The following is a 20,344-nucleotide window of genomic DNA, read 5'->3' on the forward strand; positions in this document are numbered from 1 at the left end:
CGTAAATATTTTCTCAAACCGTTTGAATTAAGTCTGTGAGATGAAAATAGTTTTATGACCGACATCTATACTGTAGCTAACGCGTCGCCGAAGTGGTATGTGCGCGTCAACAAGACTAACAGAAGGAGAGAGAAACATGGGCATTCTCGCGTGGATCGTTTTTGGCCTGATTGCTGGCGTTATCGCTAAGTTGATTATGCCGGGACGGGATGGGGGCGGTTTCATTCTGACTTGTATACTGGGGATCGTCGGGGCCGTAGTCGGCGGCTGGCTCGCGACACAATTTGGTTATGGCGGAGATATCACCGGCTTCAACTGGCACAGTTTCCTCATCGCGGTGCTGGGTGCGATTGTCGTGCTGGCTGTATTCCGGTTGTTTAGACGAAATTAACCGCCAGTTCATCCGTTTTTGAGACAAAAAAAGCCGCAACATGATTGTTGCGGCTTTTTACTGCGCGTGTGTTACTGCGCGACGGCTTGCTGCTGTTTTTGTGGCTGAGTGGCCGGTTCAACCTTCGCGGCAGGCTGCTGTGCCGGCTGCGTTTGCGGTACGCTGTCGCACTGTTTCTCTTTCGGGCAGATCAGGTCGAGCATTTTCAGCGTCACACCGTTCGTCCAGCCGAAACCATCCTGCAGCGGATATTCACCACCGCCGCCACCGGTGCCGGTGGTGCTGACATTATATTTCTCGACCAGCTTTTTCTCTCGATCGTAGGTATGCTGCACATTGGTCAGAAAACGCCAGCTCACTTCCATCGCCAGTTTCTGCTGATCGTAATTTTGCAGGCCAGCGGTTGCCACCCATTGCAGCGGCGCCCAGCCGTTTGGTGCATCCCACTGTTGGCCACTGTTTACCGTGGTGGTAGAAATTCCCCCCGGTTTCAGCAACCGTTCTTTTGCCGCGCTGGCAACTTTATCGGCGCGATCTTTCGCTGCGGCATTCACAAACAACGGGTAAAGCGCTGCCGCTGTTAGTTGATTACGCACCTTCTTCGTCTTCAGATCGTAATCCGCGTACCAGCCCTCTTTTTCATTCCACAGATTGGCCTCGATGCTTTTCTGTCGCGTGTTCGCCAGCGCATCATACTGGCTGGCTTTTGCGCTATCGCCAGCGGCCTGGTAGCCGCGAGCAAGCATTTTTTCCATCTTGAACATCAGTGCGTTCAGATCGACCGGTACAATGCTGGTGGTCCGAATGGTGCCAAGTTGATTAGGATCGTCCATCCAGCGGGAGCTAAAATCCCAGCCCGACGCGGCGGCAGAACGCAAATCGCGGTAAATCTCGGTTGCCGGGCGATTGGGGTTATTTTTAGCGGTGGTGACATCATCAAGCCACGACTCCGGGCGCGGCGTATCACGATCGTCCCAGTAGCGGTTCAGAACGCTGCCATCGCTGAGCTTAACCACGCGCTTATTGGCCTGGCCTGGCTGCAGCGTTTCTGCTCCTTCCATCCAGTACTGGTACTCTTTTTCCATTTGCGGCAGCCAGGTTTTCAGCGCCTCGTCGCCATCGTGTGTGGCCAGCAATTCCACCATCAACGAGAAGAATGGCGGCTGCGAGCGGCTCAGGTAATAACTGCGGTTGCCGTTAGGAATATGGCCCCAGGTGTCGATCTCATGGGCAAAGTTGGTAACCATGTCTTCAATTTTGTCCCAGTGACCGCTCTCGGCGAGACCGAGCATCGTGAAATAGCTATCCCAGTAATACACCTCGCGAAAACGTCCACCCGGCACAACATAAGGTTTCGGCAGCGGCAGCAGCGAATCCCACTTTCCAGCGCTGTCGGTGGTGCGTGTTAACACCGGCCACAGTCCATCGATATGTTCACGCAGGTTTTGTCCCTCAGGCGGAACATACTTTTCCCCCTCTTTGGGCAGCGTAAAGTTCACATCCACAAAGTGGCGTAAATCGAAACTGGTTTGCATGCGCTGCATGCGGTAATCCGCGAGGATCATCAGCGGGTCGCCTTTCGGCACGGCATCGGCGAAGGTTTTTTGATCGGGAAACAACTTGGCGGTTTGCACATCGCTAAACAGCGGGCCGAGCAGGATATCCGGTGGCTGCGGCGTGCTTTGCGCCTCAGCGGCGAAGCTGTGAGGGATCGTAGCGAGTAATGCGCCGCCTAACGCGATTTGCATGACCAGCAGCAGAGCGCGCGGCCGGTGTAGAACGGGTCTTGTCATCGATTATTCTCCTTAGCGGGGGCACAGCGGTGCTGCCGCAATCAACCTTGCACAAAACCATAGTCGAATCTGAAACAAATCGTGTGTCGCGTTTGGCATTTTGCGCGATTCCAGACAATTTCCCCGTCTGGCTGGAGGAGCAGAGGGATGTGTATGCTGTCCACGCACGAATAAAGACCACCGCCTGCATACCTGTTAGCCAGTGCTTTTTTTTATTTATTCGCTAAAAGGCCTGTAGCGGGTAAATATTGTGCTGTATCAATTTTGCTGAAAGGTTTCATTTATTGTGCGTTCACGAGGATTAAGTATGACTAAACAATTTAAGGCGGAGATAAATTTTCATATGAAAGCAATTGATACTTCCCTTCTGGGACTGTTACATCCATGACTATCTTGCTGCGGAAATAATCTTTCTTTGTTCAATATATTTTGCCTATCGATGGAAAAATAACACCTTTACTTAGTTTTCCCGTTAATCCGTACTTTTATTCCGGCAATTTCACTACTAAATTTTGTAGTTTTTATAAAATATAATTAGTTTTTAGGATTCATCCTATCTCGCAATTTAAAATATATGCTATTGCCTTGTTGTCAGCAATAACTATTAATAATCAGCGGTTTATGTCAGAATTGCGCAATGTTATCAATGTGCTGAGTTGGCATCTTTAAGGATTTTCATCTAAAGTGAAATTCCTTCTTGAGAATTGTCCTAATTTGTAAAAAAATTAAATAATAGTATTTCAACAGGTCGGATATCATATTGAATTGAATTATCTGATCTGTAAAATCGTGTCATGATAGTCAATGAAAAGTAATATTATTGCAGCCTGTCCCTGCGACAGACTCGTGCGGTAGCTATGCCTTTTATTCATTATCTGAGCGTTTAACTGGACATGGATTTGCGTCATTTAGAGCGATTTAAATACCCTTTCCAAAACGCTCCAGGTCAACACAGTAATATATTTGCAATGGAAAAAAACGTTATGAACATGCGAATGGTATTGGCACTTCTTTTTGTCTTTGGCGTTTCGGCTTGTAAAGCGCCACCTAAGCCCGCCCCAACCGACGACACCATCGTCACCAGCGAAGTGAATGGTGTCACGTTGACACACCGCTATGCGGTGATTCCTCCGAAGGAATTCCAGCCTATCAAACAAGACTACCGCGCGCTGTACCCGGCATCGGTGATGAGCACCCCGGATTACGGCGGCAAAGTGATTCGCCAGCTGCAAGCCGGTAAAACTTACGTTGTACTGGGTCAGGTGGAACACTTCTGGATGGCGCTGGCCGATGAAGGTCAGGAAGAGCTGATTGGTTACGTGCCGATGCGTGCCGTGGTGAAAAGCGAGCTGTACGAGAAAACCCTGCGCGATGATAAACGCCGCGTCGTGCGTAAAAAACAGACCTGCGTGACTGTCGATGGCAGCGGTAAGGCTTGCAAAAACGCCAACTCCGGAACGTGGATCATCAATTAATCCAGCCGTGACGAGTACCTGGTATGAATAATAATTCGGTTGTACGCCAGATTAGCCTGGTGTTTTTCTTTGTGCTGGCCTCCCTGGCCAGCGGTTGTGGCTCCTCTTCACACAGCGTACCTACCAGCTATAACCTTCAGTTCAGGGCTCATCCGCAAATCAATGAGTCCGCTCCCCTTAAAGTCAGGGTGTTGCTGTTGAAATCGGACGCGACATTTATGTCCGCCGATTTCTGGTCGCTGCAAAACAACGCAGATAGCGTACTTGGCGCCAACCTGCTGAACAGTGATGAATTTTTCCTGATGCCCGGCCAGTTGTCGAAAACGCTGAGCGGTAAAAGCGCGCCCGACGCGCGTTACATTGGCGTGATGGCGGAGTATCAGGCGCTGGATGGCAAAAAATGGCGGATGTCCTTACCGCTCCCGGTACAGGGAGAGACGCACTTCTACGAATTCTGGAAATCTTCGTCTGATGAACTGGAAGCCAACATCTTCCTCGACGTCAACGGCATCCGTGTGATTTCCAAATAGCGCCAGTCTTAACAGGAAAACCGTATGAACAAAGCAGAAAAGGTCGTGTGGACCGAAGGTATGTTTCTGCGTCCTCATCACTTTCAGCGCGCGGAAAGCTATCTGCAACATCATATACGCGAGTGGGGGACACTGCAGCGCCCGTATCTTTGGGGCTACCTTGATATCGAGCTCGACGATGCCATGCTGCGCCAGGGCTGTATTGCCCTGAGCTATGCCAGCGGTTTACTGCCGGATGGCACGTTCTTCTCATTCCACGATGCTCGCCAGGCGCCCACACCGCTGGCTATCCCGGACAACATCAACAATGAGCGCGTGGTACTGGCGCTGCCTGCCCGTCGCGGCGGGCGTGATGAGGTGATCTTTAGCGAAGAGAAAGACTCGCTGGCGCGTTACGTCACCTGGGAAAGTGAAGTCGATGACGATAACGCCATGTCCGTTGGACCTGCGGCGGTGCAGTTTGGCCGTCTGCGTCTGAAACTGATGCTGGAAAAAGATCTCTCGGCAGAATGGACGGCGATCGGTGTCGCCCATGTATTAGAAAAACGTAACGATAACCACGTTCGAATTGATAGCCGTTATATCCCGCCGATGCTGAATGCGGTTAACAACCCGGTGATTTACGCCAGTATCAGCGATCTGGAAAGCTTGCTGAAGCAGCGTAGTCAGCAGATTGGTCAGCGTCTGCGCCAGCCGGGGCGTTTTAATACCTCCGAAATGGTTGAATTCACGCTACTGGCGTTGATTAACCACCATGTCGGTCAGATTTCCCATCTGAAAAGCCTGCCGATGATCCACCCGGAAGAGTTATGGCGCAGCTGGCTGGCGTTTGCCACCGAGCTGACCACCTGGACCGCGTCGCGCTCGCCGGAAGAGACGCTGCCGGTTTATGACCATGACGATCTGGCCGGGTGTTTTGGCAAGTTACAACTGATGCTGCGCAGCGGGTTGTCGCTGGTGATGGAAGAACACGCCATCCAGCTACCACTCACCGAACGCACGCACGGGCTGAATATCGCCACCTTGCCGAGCACCACCATGGCGCGCGAGTTTGGTTTCGTGCTGGCGGTGAAAGCCAGTGTCCCTGGCGAAATCCTGCAAACCCATTTCCCGGCACAGATGAAAGTCGCGCCGGTGACCAAAATCCGCGACCTGGTGCAGTTGCAACTGCCGGGTATGAAGCTGCGCACCATGCCGGTCGCGCCGCCGCAAATTCCGTGGCATGCCGGTTACAACTATTTCGAACTGGAAAAGGGCGGCGAGCTGTGGAACGAAATGGAGAAATCGGGGGCTTTCGCGCTGCATCTGGCAGGTGAATTCCCGGGTCTTGATATGGAGTTTTGGGCCATCCGTAGCCCGACTGAATAATACAGCGAGCGCACAATATGCAGGAACAACAAGCCTCCGGCAGCGATGCCGCTCTGGCAGGAGCAAGTGGCAACAATCCTCTGGTCGCGGCCGCCAACCCGCTACTTAACGCGATACCGCAGATCCGTTATTCCGTTTCTCACGATGATCAAAGCGGTCTGCGCCAGCATCTGATTGATGAAATTCGTCGTTTTGAAGTGCGCTGCCAGCAATCCGGGTTGGCCTACGAAGTGATCGTCGGCGCCCGGTACTGTTTATGTACCGCCCTTGATGAAGCGGCGGCACTCACCCCATGGGGAAGCCGTGGCGTCTGGTCCGGTAGCGGTCTGCTGGTGACGTTTCACAACGAAACCTGGGGCGGGGAGAAATTCTTCCAGCTTCTGGCGCGCTTATCGCAAAACCCGCGCGAGCATATCGCGCTGCTGGAGCTGATCAACTTCTGCCTGTTACTCGGTTTCGAAGGACGTTACCGGGTGATGGACAACGGCCGCACGCAGTTGGAAACCATCAAGCAGCGCTTGTGGCAGATGATTCGCGGTGTGCGCGGCAACTATCCGCCGCCGCTGTCGCCACATCCGGAAGATCAACCGGTCATGCGCAAACTGTGGCGTCCGGTTATTCCGCTGTGGGCATGTGTCGGGCTGGCGGGTTTTCTCGCCTGTCTGTTCTATATCGTCCTCAACTGGCGTTTGGGTGACAGCACCAACCCGGTGCTGGCGAAAATCTACCAGACCCAGTTGCCGGAAGCCTCCATTGAGCAACCGGTACAAAACGTGCAGCCGGTGCTTAACCTGCGCGCGTTTCTGCGCCCGGAAATTCAGGCAGGCCTGGTGGCGGTGCGCGATGAAGCCGATCGCAGCGTGGTAACGCTCAAAGGCGATGGCCTGTTTGCCTCGGGATCGACAGTGGCACGCGAAAGCTATGAACCGGTTATCGACCGCGTGGCGCAGGCGATGAATAACGTGAGCGGCAAAATTCTGGTGGTGGGCTTTAGTGACAACGTGCCGATCCGCAGTGCGCGTTTTGCCTCGAACTACGAGTTGTCGCTTGAGCGCGCGCGTTCTGTGCAGTCTCTGCTGCAAAAACACCTGTCGCAACCGGCGCGTGTCAAAGCAGAAGGGCGAGGAGAGATGAACCCGATAGCGCCGAATAATTCGGCTGAAAACCGCGCCCGTAACCGCCGCGTTGAAATTACTTTGCTGGTGTCGCCGGGAAATACGGCTGCCGAGCTGAACGGATTGCCGCAAGGAAACTAAAGGATGAATATGTTGCTTTCATTGCTGACCAACCGCATTTTGTGGGGTTTCCTTGGCGTAACGGGGCTGGCCGCAGTTATCTGGATGATTGGCCCGCTGCTCTCCGTCGTGGATTCCCGCCCGCTTGAGTCTGAGCAAAACCGCATGATCACCATTGCGGTGATGTACCTGATTTGGGTTCACAGCCACATTGTGCCGCGTCTTTACAACGCCTGGCTCAACCGCAAGCTGATGGACAACCTGAAAAGCGAAGAAGCGAAAGATCCGGTTGAGCGCAAACGTCTCAATAATGAAGATCAGGTGCTGAACGAGCGTTTCGAAGAAGCCGCGCAGGTACTGAAAAAAGCGCACTTCAACCAGCCTGGTCAACGCGGACAGTGGGCGCAGCGCTTCAGCACCCAGTATCTGTATCAACTGCCGTGGTATGTGATTATCGGTGCGCCGGGTTCCGGTAAAACCACGGCGCTGGTGAACTCCGGCCTGCAATTCCCGCTGGCCGATCGCTTCGGTAAAACTGCGCTGCGCGGAATTGGTGGTACGCGTAACTGCGACTGGTGGTTTACCAACGAAGCGGTGCTGCTTGATACCGCCGGGCGCTACACCACGCAGGAGAGTGAACAAGTTCAGGATGCGAGCGAATGGCTGAAATTTCTTGGCCTGTTGCAAAAGTATCGCCGCCGTCAGCCGATCAACGGCGTGATTGTGACGATCAGCATTGCCGATCTGCTCACTCAATCAGCAGAAGCGTCGCGCGAACAGGCGCTCAACCTGCGCCAGCGCTTGACCGAGTTGCATGAACAGCTGGGGATCCGTTTCCCGGTGTATGTGCTGGTCACTAAAGCGGACTTGTTGAAAGGTTTTCGCGCGTACTTTGCCGGGTTTGATAAAGCGCAGCGCGATCAAATCTGGGGTTTCACCTTCCCGTGGGAAAAAGCCAAACTGGCGGATTTCGACCTGCAGGGCAGTTTTCTTCAGGAATTCGCACTGCTGCAACAGCGCCTGGACGCGGCACTGCCGGATACGCTGCTACGTGAAAGCGATGCGCAAGCCCGCGCGGAATGTTTCCTGTTTCCGCAGGAGTTCGCCGCGCTGCGCCCGCTGCTGGCAGACTATCTGAACACCATTTTTGCCCGCTCCAACTTTGAAACCGAGTTCTCTCCGCGCGGGATCTATTTCGCCAGCGGTACGCAGGAAGGTCTGCCGTTTGACCGCGTCATGGGCGAGCTGAACCGCGCGTTGTCGCTGCCACAGGGCAAATCAGGCGATAACTGGGATTCGGTCAGCAAAGAGGAACCGGTGCCGGGCGGGAAAGGGCAGAGTTTCTTTATCAAGCATCTGCTGCAAAACGTTATCTTCCAGGAAGCCGGTATCGCCGGGCAAAACCGCTGGTGGGAACTGCGCAGCCGGGCGGTGATTTGGTCCGGTTATGCGGCGCTGCTGGCGCTGCTGATTATTATCAGCGCCTTGTGGTTTACCAGCTACGGCAACAACCGTGATTATCTGGATGAAGTGCAGGCCAAAGTGCCCGCGCTGGAAAGCCAGATCAAAGCGCTGCGTAACCGCCAACAGGGCGATCTCTTTGCCTTGCTGCCGCTGCTCAATGGCCTCTCTGCGCTGCCGGAAAGCGAGAAGTTTGACGTCAATAACCCGCCGATCACGCGCCGCATGGGGTTGTATCGCGGTAACGATGTGGCAGACGCCTCGCAAACGCTGTATCAGAAAGCGCTGCAACAGATGCTGCTGCCGGAAGTGGCGATGCGCATCACCACCTGGTTGCGTAACGACAACGGCAGCGATGTGGAATACAGCTATGAGGCGCTGAAAGCCTATCAAATGCTGTATCAGCCGAAGCATTACGACGGTAAGTTCCTGCACGCGTGGGTGATGCTCAATCTGCAACGGAACCTGCCGCAAAACGTCACCAAAGCGCAGTTAAGCCAGCTTGAGTGGCACTTGACGCAACTGCTGGAGCCGCAAATTCAGTCGTCGCCGTATGCAAAAGACGAGGCACTGATCAGCCGTGAACAGGCGTTAATCAACCAGCAGCCGCTCTCCACCCGCGTTTACGGGCGGCTGAAACGCCTGCTGGAGCGCGATGAAAACCTGAAATCGGTGTCGCTGGCAACGCTGGGCGGCCCGCAGAGCGAACTGGTCTTTTCACGTAAAAGCGGCAAACCGGTCGGTGAAGGACTGCCGGGTTTGTATACCCCGGAGGGTTACTGGAACAGTTTCAACGCGCAAATCGCGCCGGTCACCGCCTCGCTGCATGAAGATGATGTTTGGGTGCTCGGTTCCACCACGCAAGCGGAAGACAAACAACAAACCGATAACGCGGTACGTCAGTTATATGCGCGTGATTTTATCGCCATCTGGGATAACTTCCTGAGCGACATCCAGCTCAACAACAGCGCGGATCTGAACCAGCGCATCAACACTGCGCGGCTCCTTTCCGGCAATAACTCGCCGTTGCGTCGCCTGGTTATCAACCTCAGGCAGCAGTTGAAACTCAGCCGCGATGAAGTGAGCGATGGCAAAGAGAAAGCGCCGGAGAGCAGCAACCGTGGCACGCAGATGCTCGAAACGCTGTTCAGCAACCATGATGGCGCGTCAGCCACGGCAAACGCCGCCGCCAGCCAGACGCCGGAACAGCGTGTCACCGAACACTTCGCGCCGATCATTGAACTGGCACAGCCGCTGGAGAAGGGTGGCAAAACCATTGTGTTTGATGATTTTCTCAAACAGGTGGATGAGCTTTATCGTTACCTGACCGCCGTGCAGGATGCCGCCAACAGCGGGATGCCACCGCCGGGCGGTGAAGCGATTAGCCGTTTGCAGGCCAGCGCCGGACGTTTACCGGGCGGGCTGCAAACCATGTTCAGCAATATGGCGGTCGGGGCGAGCAGTGATACCCAGCGTCGGGATATGGAAAATGTGCGCAAGCGCATCAGCGTTGAGGTTGGCAGCTTTTGCCGCCAGGCCATTGCCGGACGTTACCCGTTAGTCCGTTCCGCCAGCACCGAAGTTACCCCGGACGATCTGGCGCGCATGTTTGCTCCTGGGACCGGTCTGATGGATGTCTTTTTTCGTGACAATCTGACCAACAAAGTGGATACCACCCAGGCAACCTGGCGCTTTATGCCGGGTATCGATGGTAAAACCTTGCCGGGCAGTGAAGGCGTGCTGGTGCCGTTTCAGCAAGCGCAATCAATTCGTGATGCGTTCTTTGCCAACGGCAGCGCAACACCGTCGTTTCGCACCACGGTGCGGACGGTGCGCATGGATAACACCATCCTGAATATGACGCTGGATGTAGACGGGCAAATCCTTCGCTACAGCCACGGTCCGCAGGCGGTGCAAATCGTCAACTGGCCGGGTTCAGGCGGCACCAACCAGGTGCGGATGCAATTAGGGCTGGCCAATGGCACGACAGCAACGCTTGTGACCAACGGCGCCTGGGCGCTGAACCGCTTTTTCGATAAAGCGCGTGTCAGCCCCGGCAGTAGCAGCCTGAGCCGCCAGGCGACATTCACGGTTGACGGACATCAGGTGACGCTGGAATTCGCGCCGAACAGCATCCGCAACCCGTTCCAGCTTCCACGTTTCGCATGTCCTTGAACTGCAAAGGAACGCCTAATGACTACGACTTCTGCAATTAGCTGGTATGGAAAACTGCCCAGTGCGGGCGATTTTTTACAACGCCGTTTTCCTGATGCGCTTCAGCGTCAGTGGTCCCACTGGTTTCAGGTGGGGTTGATGAACTGGCAGAAAGAAGAACAGCGCGCAAGCGACCGGCAGTTCAGCAATGCGCCAATCTGGAATTTTGTTGTTCCGCCGATGCTCGGCGGGCAGCAGGTGCAAATGGGCTGCCTGCTGCCCGGTCGCGACAGCGTGGGTCGCCAGTATCCGCTGTGTGCGTTGATGGCGATTAATCCGCTGGAGTGGTCGCCACGCCATTTAGCGAAGGCGGGCGACTGGTATGAACAACTCGGGCGCACCATGCTGCATGCCGTGCGCAATGGTTTTTCGCCCGAACAGCTCGACCAGGCGCTGCTCTCCATTCCACCTGTGCAACTGGTGGAGCCGGAAACGCGCTCGGAAATTCTGGATGTGATTGGTTATGAAGGCGACGGCGAATCAACCATCGGCTGGCGACAGGCCGCTGAATGTTTTGATCCGCTGCGCCAGATAAGTTTCTGGTGGACCAACCGCAGCGATGGCTACCCGCTCTACACGCATGTGCACAGCGGCAACTTTACCGGCCAGTTATTCACGCTGTTGTTTGAGCCAGCGGGTGGCGCAAGACCCGGTCGCCACGGCCTCTACCCACCGATGTTTGAAGAATAAGCAGGTTGCGGATGACTATAGAATCGTTACTCGCTCCGGTCAGCCCGGAGCAACCGTGTGGTGAGAACCTGGAGTACGACGCCGATTTCCAGGCAATGGAGCAGGCGAGCCTCGGTAAAGCCGAGCAGCAGTTTGGCAGCACCATCATTCCCGCTGAACCGGCAGACTGGACGCGGGTGGAAAAACTGGCAACCGGGCTTCTGGCACGCACCAAAGATATCCGCGTGATGATGGCATTAACCCACGCATGGACTAGACGCCGTGGGCTGGAAGGCTATGCTGATGGTTTAATGCTGCTAGGCCAGGCGCTGGCGCTGTACTGGGATCAGCTCTGGCCTTCGCTGACCGACGGCGGCGAATTCGACCCGTTTTATCGCATTAATGCGCTGGCGGGGTTAAGCGATAAATCTGCGCTGACCACCACGCTGCGTCAGGCGCCGCTGTTGCGCAGCAATGGCGATGAGCTGAACGTGCGCGACGCGCAGGCGTTGCTCGACGGCAGCAAAACTGAATGTGCAGGCTACCCCGGCGGTCGGGTGCGTCTGATTGATGAGCTTACGCGCGGCGGTCAGCCTGGCATTGAGGCTATCGGTCAAATCGAAGGGCGTCTGCAAACTATCCGTACATGGCTGCTGGAACAACTGGGCGAAAGCGGGGTGCCGGAAATGGAACAGTTACTCAAAACGGTTGGGTTAATCGCCGGTGTCAGCCGCGCGTCCCGTAGTGAAGAGCAACAAATATCAGAACCCACGGCGTCAACGGATAACGCGCCGCAACCGGTCGTCGCAGCACCGCTGGCGGCGCATACCGACTGGCGAACTGCGCAGGTGACCACGCGTGCCGATGCGCAACTGATGCTGGAAAAAGTGAAGCAATATTTCACTCAGCACGAACCGAGCCACCCCGCGCCGTTGATGATTGACCGCGTGCAGCGGCTAATCGAACTGGACTTTATGGAGATTATTCGCGATCTGGCGCCCGATGGCGTGAATCAACTACAAAACATCTTTGGGCGTCAGGACTGACGCGTACCGAGTTATGACGGCAGGCGTGTTGCCGGTCGTCAAACCTTCACCGCGCATATTCGATGGAGAACATCATGGCAATAAGTAACAGTGGTCAGAAATTTATCGCCCGCAACCGTGCCCCCCGCGTACAGATTGAGTACGACGTGGAAGTGTACGGCGCGGAGCGCAAAATCCAGCTTCCGTTTGTGATGGGCGTAATGGCGGATCTGGTAGGGAAACCGGTGGAGAACTTACCCTCTATTGAGGATCGTAAATTCCTCGAAATCGACGTCGACAACTTCGACGAACGCATGAAAGCGCTGAAACCGCGCGTGGCGTTCAACGTCGACAACACGCTGACCGGTGAAGGTCGTCTGAACGTCGATTTAACCTTCGACAGCATGGATGACTTCCTGCCGGACGCGGTGGCCCGCAAAGTCGAGCCGCTGAACAAGCTGCTGGAAGCGCGCACTCAGCTCTCCAATCTGCTGACCTATATGGACGGCAAAAACGGCGCGGAAGAACTGATTGCCAAAGTGTTGCAGGACCCAACCCTGCTGAAATCGCTCAGCCAGTTACCAAACGGTGAAGACAGTGCGCAAGGTAAAGAGGAGTAAACCATGAGCAACCCTTCTCAACAGCAAGAACTGCAGCAGGGCGCACAGGCCTTCAGCCAGGATGAATTCAGTGCGCTGCTCAGCAAAGAGTTCCGTCCGAAAACGGACCAGGCGCGTTCAGCGGTAGAAAGCGCGGTGAAAACGCTGGCGCAACAGGCGCTGGAAAACACCGTGACGTTCTCCAGCGACACCTACCGCACCATTCAAAACCTGATTGCCGGTATTGATGAAAAGCTGTCACAGCAGATTAACCAGATCATCCACCACGAAGATTTCCAGAAACTGGAAAGCGCGTGGCGCGGTCTGAGCCATCTGGTGAACAACACCGAAACCGACGAGATGCTGAAAATCCGCTTTATGAGCATCTCCAAGCAGGAACTGGGCCGTAACCTGAAACGCTACAAAGGCGTGGGCTGGGACCAGAGCCCGCTGTTCAAAAAAATCTACGAAGAAGAGTACGGTCAGTTCGGTGGTGAGCCGTTTGGCTGCCTGGTCGGTGACTACTACTTCGATCACAGCCCGCAGGATGTCGAACTGCTGGGTGAAATGGCGCGCATCGGCGCGGCGGCACACTGTCCGTTCATTACCGGTACTGCGCCGAGCGTGATGCAGATGGAATCCTGGCAGGAGCTGGCGAACCCGCGCGATCTGACGAAAATCTTCCAGAATACCGAATACGCCGCCTGGCGTTCACTGCGTGAATCTGAAGATGCCCGTTACCTTGGGCTCGTGATGCCGCGCTTCCTGTCGCGTCTGCCGTACGGTATTCGCACCAACCCGGTTGACAGCTTCGATTTCGAAGAAGAGACCGACGGCGCGAACCACAACAATTATTCGTGGGCGAACGCCGCGTATGCGATGGCAACGAACATCAACCGTTCGTTCAAAGAGTACGGCTGGTGTACGTCGATTCGCGGTGTGGAATCCGGTGGTGCAGTAGAGAATCTGCCGTGCCATACCTTTCCGAGCGATGACGGCGGCGTGGACATGAAGTGCCCGACCGAGATCGCCATCAGCGATCGTCGCGAAGCGGAACTGGCGAAAAACGGCTTTATGCCGCTTATCCACCGTAAAAACTCCGACTTCGCCGCGTTTATTGGTGCGCAGTCGCTGCAAAAACCGATGGAGTACCACGACGCCGATGCTACCGCTAACGCGCGTCTGGCGTCGCGTCTGCCGTATCTGTTCGCCTGCTGCCGCTTTGCGCACTACCTGAAGTGCATTGTGCGCGACAAAATCGGTTCCTTCCGCGAGCGTGACGAAATGGAACGCTGGCTGAACGACTGGGTGATGAACTACGTCGATGGTGACCCGGCGAACTCATCGCAGGAAACCAAAGCGCGTAAACCGCTGGCGGCGGCAGAAGTGCAGGTGCAGGAAATCGAAGATAACCCGGGCTACTACGCGGCGAAATTCTTCCTGCGTCCGCACTACCAGCTGGAAGGTCTGACCGTTTCTCTGCGTCTGGTATCGAAACTGCCGTCGCTGAAAACCAAAGAGGCGTAAGCCAGACGGGCCAACCTCGTCAACCACAAGGATGTGACGATGCGACATCGCATTATGTTAGCCGGTCTGTTGTTCTGTTCAGCGTTGAGCTGGGCAGAACAGGATTACACGCCGCGCGCGCAGGCGTTACCGCAAGACGACACGGCCAATTTTTTGCGCGACCCGGCGTTGCTTACCAGCCAGGATGTGAATATGCGCGGCGAACGCTTTTTCAACGCCTGGACATCAAAAAGCAACGAGCGCGAGCGCATTAAAGCCGATCTCTATTTATTAGGCGTGTTGGATACCACGGAGGGGACGGTCTGGTGCAGTTATCGACGGCTCAAATCCATCACACTACATGAAATTGTGTATCGCTATTTTCGCGACTTGCCACCTGAAAGGCTGAAGCAAGAGCGCGCGTCGAGATTAATTATCGACGCGATGACTCAGCATCACGGCGATTGCGAAAAGAGCCAACCATCGCGGAATAAATAACGCGAGCGAATTATCTGAACGCTAATAGTGATATTTCCGTAACGCAACGTCGTTATATTGGCGTCAGTATGTCATGAATTCTTTCTCTCAACCGAGGGAATGAGTGTTTCTGAACAGATGCATAATCTTTTCAGAATCAAACGAGGCAGAGGTAAAATATGGACGGTTTTATTCGGCCCCATGCTTACCCGTTTGCCATATAAGCGCTTTTTCGAAAGCAATATTTATCATTAACGAAGAGTAAATATTATGGCTATTGATATGTTTCTGAAGGTCGATGGAGTTACGGGTGAATCTAAAGACTCTAACCACACCGGCTGGACTGATATCACATCTTTTTCCTGGGGTGCTTCACAACCTGGAAACATGAGCGTTGGCGGTGGCGGCGGTGCCGGTAAAGTCAATTTTAATGACCTGCATGTTAACGCACTCATTGATAAATCCACGACGGCTATCCTGAAACATTGCTCTAGCGGCAAACACTTGACCAAAGTTGAGCTGTCTGTCTGCAAAGCAGGTGGCCAGCAGGTTGAGTACGCTCGCATCACCCTGGAAGATGTGCTGGTCACGTCTGTTCAGTACACCGGCGCTGACAACGGCGACACCGTGGGTGTGACCTATGCATTCCAGGCTGCGAAAGTGAAACAGCAGTACTGGGAGCAATCCTCCTCCGGCGGTAAAGGTGCTGAAACCAGCGCTGGCTGGAACATCAAAGAAAACAAAGAAGCGTAATCGCTGTGGTGAGCCCGCAAGGGCTCACCCTGTTTCGTTTCTGGTAAATCACTATTTAATCTTTAAATTGCTGTCTCTTTTTATGTTGAGTTAATCGCGTTTTCCCCAACAAAATAATTTGCTACTCAAACGCAGCCGCTTTTATGAAAGCTGTTTCTTTTGAGTGCGTATAAATATTGAAGAATATTTTGAGGATGAACGAATGAGTGTTATGCGCAAGGGTGATCGTGGTACGAATGTTAAAGAGTTACAGCAGCTGCTGAATAAATCGGGAGCGAAAGTCGGTGAAGATGGTATTTTCGGCTTAAAAACTGAAATAGCCGTCAAACAATTTCAGGCGAAGCAGAATTTACACGTTGATGGAATTGTCGGGCGACGCACCCTTGCTGCATTGGGTAAACCGGTCACCACCCGCGCGCCGCAACCGCCTATCTCCGGCAGCGCCGGGCGGCAGGCTGTCGGCGCCATGGATATCTCCGCAAGTGGCATGACCTTTATTTTTCATCGCGAGGCCTGGGCGAACAAAAGTTGTTACTTGCACTGGCCAGGCGGCGCGAGCGGCGTGACGCTCGGGCCGGGCTACGACATGAAAGAGCGCTCCGAGCAATCTATCAAAGCGAAAATGATTGAAATCGGCATTGATGCTGTCACCGCGGAAAAAATCAGTAAAGCCGCCAGATTGCACGACGACCAGGCAAGTCAGTTTGTCGCGGATAACGCAAAACTGGTGCGCCTGACGGCCGATCAAGAAACAAATTTACTGCGTGCAACCGTTCCGCCGTACGTTAACGCGGTGAGAAATGGTATTTTTGTGCCGCTAAAGCAGTATGAATTCGACGCGCTGGTTTCCTTTGCCTATAACCCCGGCGGGCGGCTGAGCAACGTGTTTGGTTTTATCAACCGCGGGCAGATCTCTGACGCGATGACCGAGATTAAGCGCGCCAATACCAGCAAACACAAAGTTATGAAGGGTTTGATTAATCGTCGTAATTTTGAAGTGAATCTTTTCTTAAACGGCGACTACGGGACAAATTGATCAATGACGACTCACAATAAACAAATCGTAGCGGCAACGCTCACTTGCCTGGCATTGTTCTCTGCGGCGGTGCAGGCGGGCAACTCACCTGTACAAGGCGAGTGGCAGGTAGAGAAAGCGTTTATTAATACCGAAACTGAACGCACCCTGAACTATCAGTTCAATGATGATCGTCTTGTTGGGCGCTTTCTGAGCGTGACACCGCAAGGTATCAGCACCACGTTGCCTGGCGGGTCAAATTGCCAGTCACCGACAATGAAAGAAAGCCGCAGCACGCTGGATGCCTGGGTTGCAGCAACGCAGTCTATCCCGGAGAAAGACGCGGCGAAAACTTATGAGCTGGGGTTAGACGGGAAAGCGAAAACGCAGGTCGAAAATATTACCTGCGCTTCGGGTCACTTTGCCAACGGCGATGCGGGTAGCGACGCCAGTATGGCGTTAGTTAACCAGCGCTTACTGCTGAACTGGACGGATGGCACCATCCTTTTACTCACCCCAGTGGATAAAAACAGCAAACCGCAGGCCTCGTTTGATTGTGCAAAAGCGGCGTCTGCGCCGGAAAAAGCAATCTGTGGCGATCGCGAGCTGGCGGCGCTGGATAACAGCGTTGCCCGTTCTTACCGTTCGTTCCGCAAAGAAGCGGTAAGCCTGGGCAATAAAGAGTTGGAAAACAAACTGCAATCGCAGCAGAAAGCCTGGTTAAGCCAGCGCAATAGCTGCAATGGCGATGTGCAATGCCTGAAAAAATCGATGAACGATCGTCTGGAAACGCTGGCGCACAGCCTGGATGGGATCTGAGTCGTTTCGTGTAAAAGGGATGGCGAACGGCCATCCCTGCTAAAAATAAAACCGTGTATGTATTGAATGCGCGTTACTGGCCTGGATGAAAGGGAAAATATGACAGGAAGTATCATTCGATTTACCCCGGCGCGCGTGAAATGGGTCGCGCTAGCGGGAATGAAAGCGGTGCAGCGCGACTGGCTTAAAAAACGCAATCAGTGCCAGGCCGACACCGCCTACTTAACAAAATCGATGCACGATCGGACCTTTGAATTGGTCAGTAAAATCCAGTAAAACAAGAGACTTATCCGGTGGCTGCGCCGGGTTCGCGAACGTCAACCTTCTTTTCGCTTGTCTTCAAACGCAGCCGTTTTAGCTAAAGCGGCACCGTTTGAGTGCACATAACTCCAGCAGGAATACGCGATGCGATTCACTATTATTACCAGTAAACCCGGTCATCAGCCGCCACAAAATAGCTGCGACTTTTATCCCCCGGGCGGCACCATTGGCCGCGGCACGGACAACAATCTGGTGCTGCCGGACAACGACCGTTCCATTTCACGTTTGCAGGCGATTGTTCATATCGCCGGAAATGGCGAATGCCGCGTCACCAACCGTGGCAACGTAACCCGCGTCGTACTGAATGACATCCCCCTGGAACGTGGTCGTCAGGTTGAACTGCAAGATGGCGATATTCTTGGCATCGATGAATACCGTATTGAAGTCACCGATCTGATTCAGGATACCCGTCCTGTCACCCGCATGGCTGAAGAGATGTACCCGAAGCCAGCGCAGCCGCAGGTGGCAAAAACGGCACCTGCTCCGGCGCAGAAAAACGCGGCAGAAGGCGCGCCGGCGTCCGTGCCGACAGAAATCTGGGACAGCCTGATGCAGGAGTTTTCCATCTCCGACAGCATCTCCAGCAGCCGCACGAAACCGCAGGAAGTGCAAAATCTTAACCCGTTCGCTGCGCCAAAAGGGCCGGAACGTAACCCGGAAGATCCGCTGTCGCTGCTTAATAACAACGAACCGCTGGTGACGCCGAAAGCGCTGGCTTCCGATCAATTGTTCAACGATGAGCAGTTGTTTAAAAACGACAGCATTTTCAATGATGCCACGCCATCAGCGCTGGTGCCGCCGGTTGAACCGACACAAAAACCGCACACGCCGGATAGCGATGAACTCGATCCATTGGCGCTGTTTGGCGGCAGTGGTAGCACACAGCAAACCCGCAGCGACGATCCGCTTGGCCTGCTGAGTGGTGCGGTGCCGCTGGCGCATGCCGACGAACTGGCTGCGCAGAAACCCGCTGAGCCACAGTCGATCATTACCGATCTGAACACGCCGGAACCGCCGCCAACTGCCCAGCCGATTATTACCGAGCTGCGCCCGGAAGATTTAAGCGCGACGCCGCTGTTTGCCGACGACGCGCCAGTTTCCGCGCCGGAAGAGGCGCAAGAGCCACGGGATTATGCCGGGATCACTTTGCCAACGCCGCAGACGGTACAACGCAGCGCTGCGCAAACACCGAAAGGGCGTCTGCGTATCGACCCGGTGCAAAGCAATGAGGCAAAAAGCGTGCCGTCTGCCAGCAGTGGTGACGGCAGCGATGTGCTGAAAGGCGAACTGCTCGACGCGCTGCTGGAAGGTATGGGGCTTGGCGACATGCAGCCGGTGCCGCAGTTTGATAAAGAAAATATGCGCCAGTTTGGTCAGATGCTGAGCATGTTCTCACAGGGCACCGTCGCGCTGTTATCGTCGCGTTCTATTCTTAAGCGCGGCGTAAAAGCGGACATGACGATGGTGCTGGACGATGCCAACAACCCGTTCAAACTGCTGCCGTCCGGTAAAACTGTGCTGATGCAGATGTTCGGTACGCGTATGCCAGGCTTTATGCCGCCGAAAAAATCGGTGCGCGATGCGCTGATCGATTTACAGGCGCACCAACTGGGGATGATCTCCGGGATTCGCGCCATTATCGCCGCCATGCTGCAGCAGTTTAACCCGGAGCAACTGGAAGATGACGCCAAACGCGACGGTGCGACGGCGCGGCTTGGTGTGCTCTCCAACCGTAAAGCCGCCTTGTGGGATTACTACGTCCGCACCTACGCCCAAACGGCCGGTGAGATTGACGATGACTTCCATACCCTGTTTGGCGAAGCGTTTCTCCACGCTTACGACATGGAAGTCAACCAGTACAAAGACTCACAAAGCGGATCGGAAGAATGAATATCAGCACGGCCTCTATTTCGCGACAGGGCGAACGTGCCAGTAATCAGGATCAGACCGGGGAAACCATCGGCGAACGCGCCGCCTGCTTTGTGGTCTGCGACGGGATCGCCGGTTTACCCGGCGGTGACGTGGCGGCGCAACTGGCGCGAAACGCCATTATCACCCGGTTCGACGGTGATGAGCACCTTAATGCCCAGTACATTCGTCAGTACGTGAATGGCGCGAATCGCGCCATTCGCGAAGAGCAAAAAGCGGTGCGGGATTATCACCGTATGGGCACCACCATGGTGAGCCTGTTTATCGACCGCGATTACCAGCTCGCCTACTGGGCGCACGCGGGTGACAGCCGTTTGTACCTGTTTCGTCGCGGCTGGCTTTATCACGTCACCACCGATCACAGCCTTGTCCAGCAGATGAAAGACGCCGGGCACCAGACTGAAGGTATCAACGGTAACTTGCTCTATTTCGCGTTGGGGTTGGGCGAGGATGAGCGTGAACCGAGCTACAGTGATGTGGTGCCGATTGAAGATGGCGATGCTTTTTTACTGTGCACGGACGGTTTCTGGCACGGCGTCACCGAGGAACAGATGCAACAGTCGCTGCACATGGTCAATACGCCGGATGAGTGGCTGACATTGATGAATCAAATCCTGCTGAAAAACGGTGTCGGGGCGCAGACCCAGCAGGACAACTATAGCGCCGTAGCGGTGTGGATGGGCACGCCTCAGGAGACGACGCTTTTGCATACGCTCTCTGAAGCCGCACAGTTTTTCCCTCTTCGTGATTGATACAGCTTACAA

Annotated in this window: 18 protein-coding genes; 17 read left to right on the top strand and 1 reads right to left on the bottom strand. The window is 54.6% G+C overall.

From position 1 onward, the window contains the following. Window positions 1–136: 136 nt before the first annotated feature. Window positions 137–391, top strand: coding sequence for a GlsB/YeaQ/YmgE family stress response membrane protein (locus tag ACFX4O_RS10875; RefSeq protein WP_131409684.1), 255 nt, complete (start codon window positions 137–139; stop codon window positions 389–391). A gap of 71 nt (window positions 392–462) precedes the next feature. Here ACFX4O_RS10875 and ACFX4O_RS10880 read toward each other — a convergent pair whose 3' ends face one another. Further along, the gene (locus ACFX4O_RS10880) at window positions 463–2,184 is read right to left on the bottom strand and encodes an alpha,alpha-trehalase (RefSeq protein WP_380208660.1); all 1,722 of its coding nucleotides are present in this window, start codon (window positions 2,182–2,184) and stop codon (window positions 463–465) included. Window positions 2,185–3,167: 983 nt separating this feature from the next. Between ACFX4O_RS10880 and ACFX4O_RS10885 the strand changes: the two genes are divergently transcribed. The 16 genes from ACFX4O_RS10885 to ACFX4O_RS10960 all read left to right on the top strand — a co-directional run bounded on the left by ACFX4O_RS10885 (window position 3,168) and on the right by ACFX4O_RS10960 (window position 20,332). Beyond that, window positions 3,168–3,659: a hypothetical protein gene (locus ACFX4O_RS10885; protein WP_017457009.1), complete on the top strand. Its 492-nt coding sequence runs from the start codon at window positions 3,168–3,170 to the stop codon at window positions 3,657–3,659. A gap of 23 nt (window positions 3,660–3,682) precedes the next feature. Beyond that, complete coding sequence (gene tssJ / locus ACFX4O_RS10890) at window positions 3,683–4,189, top strand: type VI secretion system lipoprotein TssJ (protein ID WP_380208663.1); 507 nt, start codon at window positions 3,683–3,685, stop codon at window positions 4,187–4,189. A gap of 24 nt (window positions 4,190–4,213) precedes the next feature. Continuing rightward, window positions 4,214–5,557, top strand: a complete 1,344-nt coding sequence (tssK, locus tag ACFX4O_RS10895; protein WP_380208665.1) for a type VI secretion system baseplate subunit TssK — start codon at window positions 4,214–4,216, stop codon at window positions 5,555–5,557. Between the two features lie 17 nt (window positions 5,558–5,574). Further along, window positions 5,575–6,813 carry a DotU family type VI secretion system protein gene (locus ACFX4O_RS10900; RefSeq protein WP_097405798.1) on the top strand — a complete coding sequence of 413 codons (1,239 nt, stop codon included), beginning with the start codon at window positions 5,575–5,577 and terminating at the stop codon, window positions 6,811–6,813. Between the two features lie 3 nt (window positions 6,814–6,816). After that, window positions 6,817–10,428, top strand: a complete 3,612-nt coding sequence (gene tssM / locus ACFX4O_RS10905; protein WP_380208667.1) for a type VI secretion system membrane subunit TssM — start codon at window positions 6,817–6,819, stop codon at window positions 10,426–10,428. 18 nt (window positions 10,429–10,446) lie between these two features. After that, window positions 10,447–11,157, top strand: coding sequence for a type VI secretion system-associated protein TagF (tagF, locus tag ACFX4O_RS10910; protein WP_131409693.1), 711 nt, complete (start codon window positions 10,447–10,449; stop codon window positions 11,155–11,157). A gap of 11 nt (window positions 11,158–11,168) precedes the next feature. After that, entirely contained in the window at window positions 11,169–12,182 is a 1,014-nt protein-coding gene (gene tssA / locus ACFX4O_RS10915; protein WP_131409695.1) for a type VI secretion system protein TssA, read from the top strand. A gap of 74 nt (window positions 12,183–12,256) precedes the next feature. Beyond that, window positions 12,257–12,781 carry a type VI secretion system contractile sheath small subunit gene (tssB, locus tag ACFX4O_RS10920; protein WP_131409697.1) on the top strand — a complete coding sequence of 175 codons (525 nt, stop codon included), beginning with the start codon at window positions 12,257–12,259 and terminating at the stop codon, window positions 12,779–12,781. Window positions 12,782–12,784: 3 nt separating this feature from the next. Further along, window positions 12,785–14,287, top strand: coding sequence for a type VI secretion system contractile sheath large subunit (gene tssC, locus ACFX4O_RS10925; RefSeq protein WP_016495654.1), 1,503 nt, complete (start codon window positions 12,785–12,787; stop codon window positions 14,285–14,287). 39 nt (window positions 14,288–14,326) lie between these two features. Next, window positions 14,327–14,764 (top strand): Rap1a/Tai family immunity protein, encoded by a 438-nt coding sequence (locus ACFX4O_RS10930; protein WP_380208671.1) that lies wholly within the window; start codon window positions 14,327–14,329, stop codon window positions 14,762–14,764. Window positions 14,765–15,013: 249 nt separating this feature from the next. Then, window positions 15,014–15,496: a type VI secretion system tube protein Hcp gene (locus ACFX4O_RS10935; RefSeq protein WP_023480099.1), complete on the top strand. Its 483-nt coding sequence runs from the start codon at window positions 15,014–15,016 to the stop codon at window positions 15,494–15,496. Between the two features lie 202 nt (window positions 15,497–15,698). Beyond that, a complete protein-coding gene (locus tag ACFX4O_RS10940; protein ID WP_131409701.1) occupies window positions 15,699–16,532 on the top strand; it encodes a peptidoglycan-binding protein in 834 nt (277 codons plus the stop codon). Between the two features lie 3 nt (window positions 16,533–16,535). Beyond that, a complete protein-coding gene (locus ACFX4O_RS10945; RefSeq protein WP_380208674.1) occupies window positions 16,536–17,330 on the top strand; it encodes a lysozyme inhibitor LprI family protein in 795 nt (264 codons plus the stop codon). Window positions 17,331–17,429: 99 nt separating this feature from the next. Beyond that, a complete protein-coding gene (locus tag ACFX4O_RS10950; protein ID WP_380208676.1) occupies window positions 17,430–17,606 on the top strand; it encodes a hypothetical protein in 177 nt (58 codons plus the stop codon). A gap of 129 nt (window positions 17,607–17,735) precedes the next feature. Continuing rightward, window positions 17,736–19,541 carry a type VI secretion system-associated FHA domain protein TagH gene (gene tagH / locus ACFX4O_RS10955; RefSeq protein WP_380208677.1) on the top strand — a complete coding sequence of 602 codons (1,806 nt, stop codon included), beginning with the start codon at window positions 17,736–17,738 and terminating at the stop codon, window positions 19,539–19,541. Then, window positions 19,538–20,332, top strand: a complete 795-nt coding sequence (locus tag ACFX4O_RS10960) for a PP2C family serine/threonine-protein phosphatase (protein WP_131409707.1) — start codon at window positions 19,538–19,540, stop codon at window positions 20,330–20,332. The genes tagH and ACFX4O_RS10960 overlap by 4 nt, the downstream gene beginning before the upstream one ends. The last annotated feature ends 12 nt before the right edge of the window (window positions 20,333–20,344 follow it).

Source organism: Kosakonia sp. YIM B13571, assembly GCF_042788095.1.
In the GTDB taxonomy this organism is placed as follows: Bacteria; Pseudomonadota; Gammaproteobacteria; order Enterobacterales; family Enterobacteriaceae; genus Kosakonia; species Kosakonia quasisacchari.